Source organism: Caballeronia pedi (assembly GCF_001544915.2).
GTDB lineage: Bacteria > Pseudomonadota > Gammaproteobacteria > Burkholderiales > Burkholderiaceae > Caballeronia > Caballeronia pedi.
In genome coordinates this window covers 1-13866 of the sequence record NZ_FCOE02000036.1, presented here as the reverse complement: position 1 = coordinate 13866, position 13866 = coordinate 1, and the positions used below count along the sequence as shown (strand labels likewise).

The 13866-nt window shown below is 61.8% G+C and carries 12 protein-coding genes; 5 read left to right on the top strand and 7 right to left on the bottom strand.

Annotation, left to right across the window (positions count from 1 at the left end; translation table 11 throughout):
* Positions 1–12 precede the first annotated feature (12 nt).
* Together AWB80_RS33430 and AWB80_RS33425 are read left to right on the top strand one after the other, a co-directional pair.
* Positions 13–915, top strand: a complete 903-nt coding sequence (locus AWB80_RS33430) for an SMP-30/gluconolactonase/LRE family protein (protein WP_061178954.1) — start codon at positions 13–15, stop codon at positions 913–915.
* A gap of 51 nt (positions 916–966) precedes the next feature.
* Positions 967–2484 carry a class I adenylate-forming enzyme family protein gene (locus AWB80_RS33425; protein WP_087131794.1) on the top strand — a complete coding sequence of 506 codons (1518 nt, stop codon included), beginning with the start codon at positions 967–969 and terminating at the stop codon, positions 2482–2484.
* Here the strand turns inward: AWB80_RS33425 and AWB80_RS33420 are convergent.
* From AWB80_RS33420 to AWB80_RS33395, 6 genes are all read right to left on the bottom strand, one after another.
* Positions 2477–3895: an efflux transporter outer membrane subunit gene (locus AWB80_RS33420; RefSeq protein ID WP_061179011.1), complete on the bottom strand. Its 1419-nt coding sequence runs from the start codon at positions 3893–3895 to the stop codon at positions 2477–2479. The two genes, AWB80_RS33425 and AWB80_RS33420, sit on opposite strands and share 8 nt — an antisense overlap.
* Before the next feature lie 10 nt (positions 3896–3905).
* Positions 3906–5066, bottom strand: coding sequence for an ABC transporter permease (locus AWB80_RS33415; protein ID WP_061178952.1), 1161 nt, complete (start codon positions 5064–5066; stop codon positions 3906–3908).
* On the bottom strand, positions 5063–6007 hold the full coding sequence (locus tag AWB80_RS33410) for an ABC transporter ATP-binding protein (protein ID WP_061178951.1): 945 nt from the start codon (positions 6005–6007) through the stop codon (positions 5063–5065). The genes AWB80_RS33415 and AWB80_RS33410 overlap by 4 nt, the downstream gene beginning before the upstream one ends.
* The gene (locus AWB80_RS33405; protein ID WP_061178950.1) at positions 6004–6960 is read right to left on the bottom strand and encodes an HlyD family secretion protein; all 957 of its coding nucleotides are present in this window, start codon (positions 6958–6960) and stop codon (positions 6004–6006) included. The genes AWB80_RS33410 and AWB80_RS33405 overlap by 4 nt, the downstream gene beginning before the upstream one ends.
* A gap of 280 nt (positions 6961–7240) precedes the next feature.
* Positions 7241–9370: a phosphocholine-specific phospholipase C gene (locus tag AWB80_RS33400; protein WP_061178949.1), complete on the bottom strand. Its 2130-nt coding sequence runs from the start codon at positions 9368–9370 to the stop codon at positions 7241–7243.
* A 36-nt stretch (positions 9371–9406) separates the two neighbouring features.
* A complete protein-coding gene (locus AWB80_RS33395; protein WP_061178948.1) occupies positions 9407–9664 on the bottom strand; it encodes a hypothetical protein in 258 nt (85 codons plus the stop codon).
* Here AWB80_RS33395 and AWB80_RS43590 point away from each other — a divergent pair.
* Complete coding sequence (locus tag AWB80_RS43590; protein ID WP_143328188.1) at positions 9663–9887, top strand: hypothetical protein; 225 nt, start codon at positions 9663–9665, stop codon at positions 9885–9887. The two genes, AWB80_RS33395 and AWB80_RS43590, sit on opposite strands and share 2 nt — an antisense overlap.
* On the opposite strand, the gene AWB80_RS33390 is transcribed toward AWB80_RS43590, so the two are convergent.
* Positions 9857–10237 (bottom strand): nuclear transport factor 2 family protein, encoded by a 381-nt coding sequence (locus AWB80_RS33390; RefSeq protein WP_061178947.1) that lies wholly within the window; start codon positions 10235–10237, stop codon positions 9857–9859. The genes AWB80_RS43590 and AWB80_RS33390 overlap by 31 nt on opposite strands.
* Positions 10238–10443: 206 nt before the next feature.
* Between AWB80_RS33390 and AWB80_RS33385 the strand changes: the two genes are divergently transcribed.
* Together AWB80_RS33385 and AWB80_RS33380 are read left to right on the top strand one after the other, a co-directional pair.
* Positions 10444–12867, top strand: coding sequence for a penicillin acylase family protein (locus AWB80_RS33385; RefSeq protein ID WP_061178946.1), 2424 nt, complete (start codon positions 10444–10446; stop codon positions 12865–12867).
* A gap of 370 nt (positions 12868–13237) precedes the next feature.
* Positions 13238–13612 (top strand): DUF4148 domain-containing protein, encoded by a 375-nt coding sequence (locus tag AWB80_RS33380; RefSeq protein WP_061179010.1) that lies wholly within the window; start codon positions 13238–13240, stop codon positions 13610–13612.
* Positions 13613–13866 lie beyond the last annotated feature (254 nt).

The window sequence follows — 13866 nt, the reverse complement described above, 5'->3', positions numbered from 1 at the left end:
AAGGAGACAACGATGGCCGAAGTACGCTTGCTGGTCGATGCGAACAATCATCTCGGCGAAGGACCGTTGTGGGACGTGAAAGAGGAACGGCTGTACTGGATCGACAGCACGGCCGCCGAAATCTATAGCTGCCGCGCGGACGGCAGCGACGTGAAGCGCTATTTCGTGCCGCGTCATATCGGCTCGATGGCGTTGCGCGAGCAAGGCGGCGCGGTGGTCGCGCTCGCCAACGGCCTGCATTTCTACGACTTCGACGCACAGACGGTGCAGTTCATCGCCGATCCGGAGAGCGACGATCCCGAGACGCGTTTCAACGACGGCAAGGTGGATCGGCGCGGCCGCTTCATCGCGGGCACCATGTCTTACGACTTCGACCGCTACGACGCCGATCGCGGCCAGCGCTCGACGCGCAGCGGCGGTCTCTATCGGCTCGATACGAACGGCAAGGTCACGCGGCTCGACAGCGGCATCAGTTGCTCGAACGGCCCATGCTGGAGCCCCGACAACAAGACCTTCTACTTCACCGACACCTACAGCAAGGAGATGTACGCGTACGACTACGACATCGAAACGGGCGCGGCGACGAACAAGCGCCTGTTCGTATCCGCGCACGACATGGCGGGCACGTTCGACGGCGCGACGGTCGACGAGGAAGGTTACGTGTGGTCCGCGCTCGTGTTCGGCGGGCGCATCCTGCGCTTCGCGCCCGATGGCAAGCTCGATCGCGTCGTGCCGTTTCCGGTGCGCAATCTGACGAGCGTGATGTTCGGCGGACCGAATCTCGACATCCTCTATATATCGACGATGGGCCGTCCGATGTGGGGCATTCCGCAGAAGGAGCGCGACAAGGGCGGTCTCTTCGCGGTGACGGGGCTCGGCGTGCGCGGCATTCCCGAGCCGCGTTTCGCGGGATGATGCGCGGGCGTTATCATTCGGGCCTCAGGGTTACGAACGGTATCGCCCGATATGGATACGAACCAGCTCATTGCGTCCTTGCCCGCGCGCATCGACGCAATCGTCTCGCGCGGCGCGAAGGCGCATCCCGATCACATTGCGTTGCATGAGGACGCGCGCACGCTGACCTATGCGCAACTCGACGATGCCATCGATGCGCTCGCCGCGCGTCTTGCGGCTGCGGGCGTGCGCGCCGGCGATCGCGTGATGCTGATCGGCGAGAACAGCACCGCGCTCGTTGCTTCGCTTTTTGCGGCCAGCCGTCTCGATGCATGGGCGCTCGTGACGAACGCGCGTCTGTCCGCGGTCGAACTCGACGCGATCCGCGCGCATGCGAAACCGCGTATCGCGTTCTATACCGTCGAAGCCTCCGACGATGCCGCGCATCACGCACAACGCGATGGCGCTTCGGTCGAATCGCTCGACGCAGGTTCGATAGGCGCGTTCGCACTGAGCGCCGTCGATGCGACTTCCGCGCAGGAGCCGCACGGCTTGCCATCGGACCGGCAATGCGCCGCGCTCATCTACACGACGGGCACGACCGGCGCGCCGAAAGGCGTGATGCTTTCGCATCGCAATCTGCTGTTCGTCGCGGCCGTATCGAGCACACTGCGCCGCGTGGGTTTCAACGATCGCGTCTATGCGGTGCTGCCGATCTCGCATGTGTTCGGCCTCGCTTCGATGTGTCTCGGTTCGCTCTACGCGGGCGCGATGCTGCGGCTAGCGGCGCGCTTCGAGACTGAACGCGCGGGACGCGTGCTCAGCGAAGAACGCATGACGATCTTTCAAGGCGTGCCCGCGATGCACGCGAAGCTGATCGATCATTTCACGCCGCGCGGCGGCCTGAACGCGCCGTCGCTGCGCTTCGTCTATTGCGGCGGCTCGCCGCTCGACATGACGCTCAAGGCGGCGGCCGAAGCGTTCTATGGCGTGCCCTTGCACAACGGCTACGGCATGACCGAGAGCAGCCCGACCGTGTCGAACACATCGCTCGATGCACCTGCGCGCGATTCGTCTGTCGGTCCGTTGATTCCCGGTATCGAGGCGCGCATCGTGCCACTCGATAACGACGATACTGGCGAACTATGGGTGCGTGGCCCGAACGTCATGCTCGGCTATTACCGCGATCCGGCGCAAACGGCGACCACGGTGACGGCGGACGGATGGCTCAAAACAGGCGATCTCGCGCGATTAGAGAACGGTAGTCTGTATATCGTCGGGCGCAGCAAGGAACTCATCATCCGCTCGGGTTTCAACGTGTATCCCGCTGAAGTGGAACAGGCGTTCAACAGTCATCCTGCCGTGCTGCATTCCGCCGTGATCGGACGAAAGGTGGAGGGCAACGAGGAGGTGCTCGCGTTCGTCGAACTGAGGCCGGGTTGCTCGACGAACGAATGCGAACTCGCGGAGTGGGTGAGCGCGCGGCTCGCGCCATACAAGCGGCCTTCCTCGATCCGAATTCTCGACGCGTTGCTCGTCTCCGCGAGCGGCAAGGTGCTCAAGCATCGGCTCGGGACGCTCACTAATTAGTTGCAGCCTTCATGTCTTCGCCTGCGCCGCCCAGCGATTGAAAAAGCGCGGCCGTGTCGGAGAGGCGCGTTGCTTGCGCGAGCGCGTAATCGAGCTGCGTTTGCAACGCCTGGCGTTGTGTGTCGAGCAAATCGAAACGGCTTACGCCGCCTGCCGCGTAGCGCGCGTCGGTCGTATCCAGATTCGCTTGTGCTTCGCTCGCGGCGATTTCGCGCGCCTGCAATGCGCTCGCGTCGTTCTGAAGCGCGGTCAGGCTATCGGCGACTTGTTGCAGCGCGTCCAGCACGGTTTGTCTCCAGGCTTGCATCGCCGCGTCGTAGGCCGCTTCCGACGAGCGCTTCTTCGCGCGCAGTTCGCCGCCATGAAACAGCGGCTGCGTGAGATTCAGACCGGCATTCCATACGTTCAGGCTGTTGAGCATGTCGTGGATGTTGGTGCGCTGACTGCCCACACCGGCCGATAGCGAGAACTTCGGATAGAGATCGGCCGTCGCCACGCCGACATTCGCGCTCGCCTGATGCAGCAACGCCTCGGATGCGCGGATGTCGGGGCGTTCGCGTGCGAGCGTCGAAGGCAAGGTGAGCGGCACGCTGTCGGGCAGATGCAGCGAGTCGAGCGTGATCGCATCGAAATCCGCTTTGGACGGCTCGACGCCGAGCAACACCGCGAGCCTGTGATCGGCCTGATCGCGTTGCGTGACGAGCGATGGCAAGCTCGCGCGCGTTTGCTCGACCAGCGTGCGCTGGCTGCGTACATCGAATGGCGCGACGCCGCCCGCCTGCAGACGGCCTTCCATGATGCCCAGTTGCCGGCTCTGTGCATCGACGAGACGTTCGGTGAGCGTGATCTGCTGCTGCAACGAAGCACGCCGTATCGCGGTAGCGACGACATTGCCCGCAATCGTTAGCCGCGCCGCATCGAGTTCGAACGACTGGTAATCCACTTGCGCGCGCAATGCTTCGAGCGCGCGCCGCTCGCCGCCGAAGATATCGAGCGTGTACGACACGCTGACCGATGCATCGAAGAGCGTGAACGGTCCAGGGCTCGGAATGGGCACGCCGAACGCGGCGGGATCGACCTTCTGACGCGTGCCGGAGAGCGAGGCGTCGACGGCGGGAAACCAGGTCGCGCCCGCTTGCGCCCGATAGTCTTCGCGCGCCTGCACGAGTTTCGCGCGCGCTTGTTCGAGCGTGGGACTGTCGTTCAGCGCGCGATCGACGAGACGGTTCAGCGCGTCGGAGCCGAACTGCGTCCACCAGCGCGGTAGCGCGTGCTCGGCCGATGGAAAGGCTGGCGATGCCGCGGACGATTTGACGTAGGTCTGCGTATCGGGCGGCTCGGGCGCGTGAAAGTCGGGACCCACGGTGCAACCGCACAGGACGATCGCGCAAAGGGAAAGGATCGGTTTCATCGACATCTTCCTAGTCGAGCGTGCGCCGGTAGAAGCGCAATGCAATGCACATTACGATGACCGTGAAAAGCGCCATCGGCCAGACCGACGGCCACAGGTCCGCCCAGCCGTTACCCTTGAGCAGAATGCCGCGAATCAGGCGATTGAAGTAAGTGAGCGGCAGCAGATTGCCGATGAACTGCGCCCAGCCGGGCATGCCCGCAAACGGAAACATGAAGCCCGACAGAAGGATGTTCGGCAAAAAATAGAACATGGTGAGCTGCATGGCCTGAAGCTGGTTCTGCGCGAGCGACGACAGCGTGATGCCCACCGTCAGATTCGCAGCGATGAACAGCAGGGCGGCGAGATAGATCGCGAGCGGATTGCCGACGAACGGCACATGAAACACGAAGCGCGTGGCCACGAGAATGATCGTCGCCTGAATGAGACCGATGAAGACGTAAGGCACGATCTTGCCCGTCATCACTTCGACCGGACGTACGGGCGTGGCGAGCAGATTCTCCATCGTGCCGCGTTCGCGTTCGCGCGTCATGGCGAGGCCGGTCATCATGACGAGCGTCATCGTGAGGATCACGCCCATCAGGCCGGGCACGACGTTGTATTGCGTGATGCCCTCGGGGTTGTAGAGGTTATGGACCTGCACGTCGAAAGGGGCGGGCGTCGCGTTCAAATGCGCGAGCGGACCCGTCATGTCCTTGCTGGCGACCGACTGCACGAGTCCGGTCAATGAATTGCTCGCCTTGCTGACCGCGTTCGGATCGGTGGCGTCCGCTTCGACGAGCAGCGCAGGCCGCTCGCCGCGCAACAGCTTGCGCGAGAAATCGGCGGGAATGTCGAGCACGAAGAGCACGCGGCCCTGCGCGAGCGCGCGACGACCCGCTGCATCGTCGGGCAGCGTTTCGACGATGTCGAAGTACTCGGAGTGCGTCATCGCCGCGATGAAGCTGCGCGAGAACGGACTCTGATCGCCGACGATGACAGCCGTCGGCAGATGCTTCGGGTCGGTGTTGATCGCATAGCCGAACAGCGCGAGCTGCACGATCGGCAAGCCGACTATCATGCCGAACGTGATGCGATCGCGCCGCAGTTGCAGAAACTCCTTGGTGACGATGCTCCACCAGCGCGTGACGGAAAAGCGCGTGAAGACCGCCAGAAAGCCGCGCGCGCTCATGATGTCACCTTGAAGTTATCGGTGGCGCGGCTCATCAGATAGATGAAGACATCTTCGAGGCCGGTGTCGATGCGTTCGGCGCGCGTTGAGCCATCTCTGGTCGCGTCGCGCACGGCCTGTTCGAGCGCGGCGTGATCGCTGCCGCTCACGTGCAGGGCCGAGCCGAACACGACCGTCTGATCGACGCCCGGCGTCTTGCGCAAGCGCTCCGACAGCGCGCTCAGATGCTCGCCTTGAATCGTCCACGTGGAGAGATTCTGCGATGCGATCACTTCGCTCGCGGTGCCTTTTGCGAGCAGCTTGCCGTAGGCGATATACGCGAGCTTGTGACAGCGCTCGGCTTCATCCATATAGTGTGTGCTGACGAGCACGGAGATGCCTTTCGCGGCGAGACGATGCAGCTCTTCCCAGAAGTCGCGGCGCGCGGTGGGATCGACGCCAGCGGTGGGTTCGTCGAGCAACAGCAGTTTCGGTTCGTGCAGCATGCAGGCGGCGAGAGCGAGGCGTTGCTTCCATCCGCCCGAAAGCGAGCCTGTCAGTTGATTCGCGCGGCTTTGCAGACCGAGCGCTTCGAGCGCGCCATCCACGGCCTCGCGGCGATTCGCCATCTGATAGATGCGCGCGACGAAGTCGAGGTTCTCGCGGATCGTCAGATCTTCCCAGTACGAGAAGCGTTGCGTCATATAGCCGACGTTGCGCTTGATCTCTTCGCTCTCGCGCACGATGTCATAACCGAGGCAGGTGCCGCTGCCCGAATCCGGCGTGAGCAGTCCGCACATCAGACGGATGGAGGTTGTCTTGCCGCTGCCGTTCGGGCCGAGAAAGCCGAAGATCTCGCCACGCGCGACCTGCAAGGACACATCGTTGACGACGTGCTTGTCGCCGAAATGCTTGTTGAGATTGTGAACGTCGATGACGTAGGGCGTTTCCTGTGCGCTCATTGCAACCTCACCGCGACGGGTTGGCCGGGATGAAGCTTCGCCGCGTCACTCACCTGAGGATGGGCCTCGACCATGAACACGAGCTTCGAGCGGCTTTCGTTGCTATAGATGACCGGTGGTGTGTATTCCGCCTGATTGGACACGTAGGTGATTTTCGCGGGTACGTCTTCCGCGCAGCCGTCGCAACGAATCGATACCGCGCGGCCCGTCGCGAGGCTGCCGACCACGTTCTCAGGCACGAAGAAGCGAACCTTCACGTTCTGCGGCGGCAGCATCTGCACGACCGGATTGCCTGCCTGAACCCATTCTCCGACGCGATAGAGCGTGTCGTACACGAGTCCGTCCGCGGGCGCGGCCACGCGCTTCTGATCGACTTTCCATTGCGCCTGCGCGACGAACGCCTGCGCGGCGGCCACTTGCGCGCGCTGCGCGGCGATCTGTTGCGGCCGGCCCGGCAAGCGTGCGATATCGACCTGCTCGGCGAGATCGCGCACTTGCGCGGCGGCGGCATCGGCGTTTGCGCGGGAGTCGTCGAGTTGCCCTCTGGCGATGCCGCCCGCGCTGAACTGCGCTTCGTCGCGGCTCAGTTGCAACGCGGCCTTGCGCGCGTTCGCGCGCGCCTGCGCGAGTTGTGCGCGCACCGAAGCGACCTCCGGAGCGCGCTTTCCCGTGAGGATGTCTTCGAGTTGCGACTGGGCGGCTGTTAGCTGGCGCTGGGCCTGATCGAGCGCGGCGGTTTCATCGACGGATTCGAGCGCGAAGGTGCCCGCGCCCGCTTTCACCGTTTGCCCGCGCGCGACGGACAAGGCCGTGAGCTTGCCCGATTGCGAAGAACCCAGATAGACGAACTCGCCCTCGACATAACCTTGGTAGTTATCGCGATCCTGGTGCGAGCACGCCGCGAGACTCGCGGCAAATAGCATGCAGAAAGTTATGCCGGTGACGCGGCTCATGACGTGCTCCGAAAATAAGCGTCTTTCGTTTCTTGGTTGGTGTACCAAACAATACGTGAATAGGAACGCCGATGTCAAGCGGAGCGCGCGTTTGTCGCACACGGTGGCTCGTCAAAGAAGAATAGGAGAGGACGGCGGGCATGCGCCGTGTAGGGCGGAAAAGTCAGAGGAATCGAGCGAGGTAAAAAGCGCCGCTCGGACTGCGGAAGAGGTAAGAATTGCGTGTGATCGAGCTAGCTCGCACCGCCCCGGTTTGCGTCGGGGCGGCGGAAAGGATGGCTCAGCTTGCCGATGTAACCGGTGCGACGGCGGCCGGATCGGTAATGCTCGGCCGCCCGGTTTCAATGTGACCCGCGATGCGGCGCGAGAAACTCGCGTCGTCGCGATCGATTACCGTCACGTCATACCAGTGATGGCTGGCCGCGAGATTCCACGTTTCCTCGAGCATCGCGCCCGGCGGCACGTTCACCTGACGCGCGTGCGCGCCGTATGCGTTATCGACCACGGATAGCTTTGCATGCGCATTGCCGTCGTTGACGAAGCGAAGCACGAGGTTGCCGTTCGCGATGTCGTAATGCGCCTTGACTTCCGCTTGCGCGTTGCGCTCGGCGTGTTTGTCCGTCGCGCGCGTGACGTTGCCGGAATAGTTGCGAACGAAACCATTCGGTCCATACACCGTGAAGGCATAGACGCCGTTGGTGTTGACGAGGTCGAACGCTTCGCGCACGGACTTTCCGGCTTCGACGGTATAGCGCCACGGACCATCGGTGCGATTGCCCGAATACACGTAAAAGTGCGCGCCCTGACGGCCGGTGTTCGCGAAGTCGATGACAAACTGATTCTGCTTGTCCTTCGCGTGGCCGTTGACGTGCAACTCGTAAGGCAATGCGCGGGCGAAGCGGGGCCCGGATTCCTGGGCGTCGATCGGCGCGGGTGTCGTGGGGACGGTGGGCGGCGGTTGCGTCGAGCATTGGTTGTCCGCGATCGTGCGGTAATTGCTCGTGTCCGGCAGCGTCGGCATGCGCGAATCGGTGGTGCGGAAATCGAATGCTGCGGTGAGGTCGCCGCACACCGAACGACGCCACGGCGTGATATTCGGTTCCATCACGTTGAAGCGTGCTTCGATGAAGCGGATCACGGACGTGTGGTCGAAGACCTGCGAGCACACGAAGCCGCCTTTCGTCCACGGCGATACGATCGTCATCGGCACGCGCGGCCCGAGACCGTACGGCAGATTGTCGACGGTGTAGCTGCCGCCGCGCGCCGGATTCACGATGTTGTGTATTTCGCCGTCGGTCGAGACGGTCGACTGGCCTTGCGCGCGCGAGGTCGGCGGTTGCGGCGGCACGACATGATCGAAGAATCCGTCGTTCTCGTCGTACATGATGAAGAGCACGGTCTTGCTCCACACCTCGGGATTCGAAGTCAATGCGTCGAGTACCTGCGACGTGTATTCGGCGCCATAGGCAGGCGTGTATTTCGGATGCTCGGAGAACGCGGCTGGCGGGCACAGCCACGACACTTGCGGTAGCCGGTTCGCGAGTACGTCGGCCTTCAGATCGTCGATCGTGCGCACGGTCTGCGCGCGCTCGTAAAGCGGCGTGCCGGGTTTCGCATTGATGAAGTTCGTGAAGTTCTGCAGGATATTGGTGCCGTAGTTGCCGTTGAGCGGATCGTCGCCTGTCAGCCCTTGTTGATAGATCTGCCACGAAATGCCGGCTTCCTGCAGCCGTTCCGGATACGTGGTCCACGACAGCAATTGATAGTTCGGCGGCCCGTCGCCATCCACGAAATCGTTGTTGTCGAGAAGCGGGCCACCCTTCGTGCCCGTCGGGTCGACCATGCCCGTCATGAGATACGCGCGGTTCGGGTGTGTCGGTCCTGGCAGCGAGCAGAAGTAAGCGTCGCAGACCGTGAATGCGTCGGCGAGCGCGTAGTGGAACGGAATGTCGCTGCGCAGATGGTAGCCCATCGTCATGTCGGTCTTGTTCGCGCACCACTGATCGTAACGGCCTGCATCGATTGCGGCGTGGGTCTTGTACCAGGAGTGGTCCAGATCGCCGACGCATTGCGCGCTCGTCGTCGACGTATCGAGATGAAACGGCAAAACGGGCTTCGTCGGGTCGGCTTTCGACGGCTGGAACCATGCGGGCTTGCCGTTCGGAAGCGGAATCGGAAAGCGATCGTTATAGCCGCGCACGCCGCGCAAGTGGCCGAAGTAGTGATCGAAGGAGCGGTTTTCCTGCATGAATACGACGATATGTTCGACATCCTGAATGCTTCCGGTGCGCGACGCGGCCGGAACGGCCAGTGCGCGACGGATCGAATCGGGAAAGGCGGTGAGCGCCGCGGCGGCGCCCGCCGAGTGGGCGACGGTTTGCAGGAAACGGCGACGGCTATTCGATGTCATCGGTTATTTTCCTTCTGCTTGGGGGAAAGACGGAAGTCAGTGATGCGCGGTGTCATCGGAGTCCGGCGCGTAGCTCAGGACCGGCGGCACCTGACGGCTGTCCGCATCCAGGCTCGCTTGTGCGCTTGCAACCGGGTCGCTGGCGAATACGGGCAATGCCGCTGCCGCGTCCGTGGCGGCGCTGTCGGACGCGGCATTCGCATTCGACGATGGGAGGGGCGTTGCGTTGTCGTCAGGACCGCAAGCAGAGAGCGATAGCAACAACGCGAAGATCAGGAAAGGACGGCACAGCATGAGCGAGTTCCTCTGGCGTACGCATGCGATGAAGAATGCGGACGTCAGTGTGCTGATGCTGCGCGAAAGTTTTGTGAAACGTTTGCGTGAGATGCGGGTAATAGAAGCTTTCTTTCCGCTTCTATGGACGATGATTCGTTGTGTAAATGAAAGAATGTCGTCTGATCGTAATGATTTGGATAGCGAAGTAAATCAAAGCGAACCTCCTTCGGGCGCTTCGTGAGGAAGCATCCATCCAAAGAAGACTTGCGCTTCGGTGAGCCTGCCGTTCCGAACGGTGAGAATCTCGCTGTTGCGGAATGCACTGCCATCCTTCATGCGCAAATCGTAAGTCACGAACACATGTTCTCCATCGCGCAGCAGAGGAACGAACCTGAAGTCGTCCGTCACGTGCGCATTCGGCCAGCAGCGAGAGAAGTAGGTCGCGCGATCGAGACGGTTGTCGCGCGGGCTCGTGAAGTGAAAGTCGTCAGCGATGAGGGCTTCGATCGCGTCGCGGTCCTTCGCGACATAGGCCTCGTAGACGCGCTTCGCGACCTCGATCGGATCAACGTTCTGATTGGACTCGGTCATCGGGTATCTCCTTTGCTGTGGGTGTGCGCTTCGTATGCTTCTGTGGTTTCGACGAGCGAGCACGCGCAGGATCGACGCGAAAAAAGCCATTCAATGTATCCAGATGTAACCCGAAAGCGCGATTGGCCTTTGCGCGCGCTTTGCATTCGAATTACATTGCTATCCGCGTGACTCGAATTCACATCGATAAAAAAGGAGACGCTCTGATGAAGGTAACGAAGAGGCAACGCTTGCTCGCGCTCATGTTCGGCACGTCGATAATCGGAACGCTTGCAGCGCCAGTCGTGCGTGCGGAAGCACCGGTCGTCGAAACGATCGCCGTGACGGGGCTTTCACAGCCATCGGATATTCTGATCGATCGATGGGGCGTGCCGCACATCTTCGCGGCGACCGACAGCGATGCCTTCTTCGTGCAGGGCTTCAATGCGGCGCGTGATCGTCTGTTCCAGATCGATCTCTGGCGCAGGCGCGGACTCGGTGAACTCTCGGAAGTGTTCGGGTCTGCATACGTCGAACAGGACAAGGCGACGCGGCTCTTTCTCTATCGCGGCGACATGACGACCGAATGGCAACGCTACGGTCCCGATGCGAAGCCCGCGGCCACGCGTTTTGCTGCAGGCGTGAATGCGTATATCGGCTGGCTTGCCGCGCATCCGGACCGCATGCCCTATGAATTCCGCAAGATCGGCTATTGGCCGGCGAAGTGGAATGCGGATGACATCGTGCGCATTCGCAGCCACGGTCTCACGAGAAATCTGACGAGCGAAGTGGCGCGGGCGCGCGTGGCGTGCAAGAGTTCGCTCGATGCCGATTCGGTGCGTTTCGGCCTGCAGCCGCAGTGGAAAGCGCAGATGCCCGCTGGCCTCGATCCCTGTCTTCCGGACGACGTCCTCAAGGTCTTCACGCTCGCGACGCAAGGCGTGCGCGTGACGAAAGAGTCGATGAAAAGCGCCGATGCTTCCACGACGATGATCGCCGCCGCAGATAATCCCGAGGAAGTCACCGAAGGCAGTAACAATTGGGTGATCGCGCCATCGAAGTCGACGACGGGGCGCGCGATCATGGCGAACGATCCGCATCGTGCGTATGCGGCGCCGAGCTTGCGCTACATCCAGCAGATCAGCACGCCGACGCTGAATATCATCGGCGCGGGTGAGCCGTCCGCGCCGGGCATTTCGATCGGGCACAACGGTTCGATCGCGTATGGCCTCACGATCTTCAACATCGATCAGGAAGATCTTTACGTATATGAGTTGAATCCGGCGAATCCGCGAGAGTATCGCTATAAAGGCAAGTGGGAGCCGATGCATGTCGTGCGCGAGCAGATCGCCGTGCGCAATGGATCGCCTGTCACCGCCGATCTGCTTTTCACGCGTCATGGTCCGGTGATCTACACGGAAGAGAGCAGGCATCGCGCATTCGCGGTGCGAACGGCGTGGCTGTCGCCCGGCATGTCGCCATACTTCGATTCGATGCGCTACATGCGCGCGAAGAACTACGCGCAATTCAAAGCCTCGCTCGCGACCTGGGGCGCGCCGACCGTCAATCAGGTGTATGCGGACACGCAAGGCAATATCGGCTGGGTGCCGAGCGGACTCGCACCGATTCGCCCGAACTGGGATGGCCTCATGCCCGTGCCTGGCGATGGCCGCTATGAATGGGCGGGCTTCTGGCCGCGCGATGCGATGCCTTCGGTCTATAACCCGGCGCAGGGTTACTTCACCACGTCGAATGAAATGAATCTGCCGGCGGGCTATCCGTACGCGGAACGCAAGCTCGGTTTCGAATGGACCAACGGTTCGCGCCATCAGCGTATCGACGAAGTATTGAAGTCGCTTCCTAAAGTGTCGATCGAAGATTCGGAGCGGTTGCAAAACGATATCGTGTCGATTCCCGCGCGCAGGCTCGTTGCGTTGCTCGCGCCGCTTTCGAGCGATGACGAAGACACGCGCGCCGCACTCGCGATGCTGAAGGGATGGGACGCACAGATGGGCGCGGATTCGCCGCAAGCGGCGCTCGAAGAAGTGTGGCTCTCGCGGCATCTCGGCCGTGCGTTCAAGGATGCGGTGCTGCCGAAGAACGCGGCGTCGTCGTTCGGCGCGCCCGACACGGCCGTGATGCTCGATACGCTGGAACATCCGGAGACGCGTTTCGATAATGACGCACAAGCCAGACGCGATGCCGTACTGCTTTCGAGCCTGCACGATGCCTATGAAGAGATGCGGCGTCTGCAGGGCGCGGACGCAAGCCAGTGGCAATGGGGCAAGTTGCAGACGAACCTGAACGCGCATCCGCTCGCGGATGTCGTCGATGCGGACATGCGCGCGAAACTCAATGTCGGGCCGACTGGAAAGGGAGGCAGCGCCTATACGCCGAATCAGTCGACGTACCGTGCGAGCGATTTCCGCGAGACCAATGGGCCGTCGTTTCGCGTGGTCGTGGATGTCGGCAACTGGGATGACTCGCGCGCGGTGAATCTGCCCGGCGAGTCCGGCGACCCGGATAGCCCGCACTATCGCGATCTTGCGCAGATGTGGCTCGATGGGCAGTACTTCCCGCTGCTCTATTCGCGCCCGGCCGTCGAGGCGGCGACCGAAAAGCGCGTGCATCTCGTGCCGGACACACATTGAACGTGCGGTTCGCAGCCGACATTGTTGCGAGATCGACAAGGTATCTTCAACGCAAGCGGCGATGATCTTCGCGCCGCCTTGCGTCACAATCGAAGCGCGGTGGACGGGCGCTGGCTGGCGCCTTGCCGGACTCCTCATCCGGTGCGTCCTCCGCGCTTTTCTCTTCTTTCTCCCCTCCTGATGTTCTTTCGGCAGTCTTCGTGCTGTGCCGTGGGAATAGATTGGCCCATGCCTGGGTTAACCAATCGAAGCCTCTACGCTTGAAACCTAGGTCGAGTGAGTCGAAGCCGCGCAAGGGCCCTGTGCGTTCGATGAGGTTCGTGGATCGCGTGCGATCCGGTCAACCTATATCTGTCGGAGTGTGAACATCATGAACGCCATTGCCAAAATCGTCGTATCCCTCGCCGTGGTCGCGGCTCCCACGTTTGTTTTCGCACAAGATCAGAACGGTCCGCTGACTCGTGCTCAAGTGAAAGCCGAGCTCGTGCAGTTGGAGCAAGCCGGCTATTCGCCCGCCATGGGCGAGCAAGCCAACTATCCCGCGGATATTCAGGCGGCGGAAGCAAAGGTCGCCGCGCAACAGAACGCAAATGAAGCGAACGAAGCTTACGGCGGCACGCACGCGGGCGGCGCGGCATCGGGTTCCGGCCCGATGCATGCACCCATGTCGATGAAGCATGGTTCGATGTCGGATTCGGATTGCGTCGGCCCGGCGGGATTCTGCAAGCCGTTTTTCGGAAGCTGACTTGTCGCCGGCTTTTATCCGACGCGAGGAGATTGGTCAAGGCTTCTCGCGTTCGCAGGTCTTATGCGAGTTTCGAAAAATATTTTGCGCAGAGGGCTTGCGATGACGTCATCGGCCCGTCATAATCTCGTTTCTCTGCTGCTGATGCAGCGACGCAAGACGGAAGTTGATGTGATTCTTGCGATGTGCTCTTTAAAAACTAACAGCCGATAAGTGTGGGCGCTTGATAGCGAGTGCGGTTTCAGTCTTTCGGG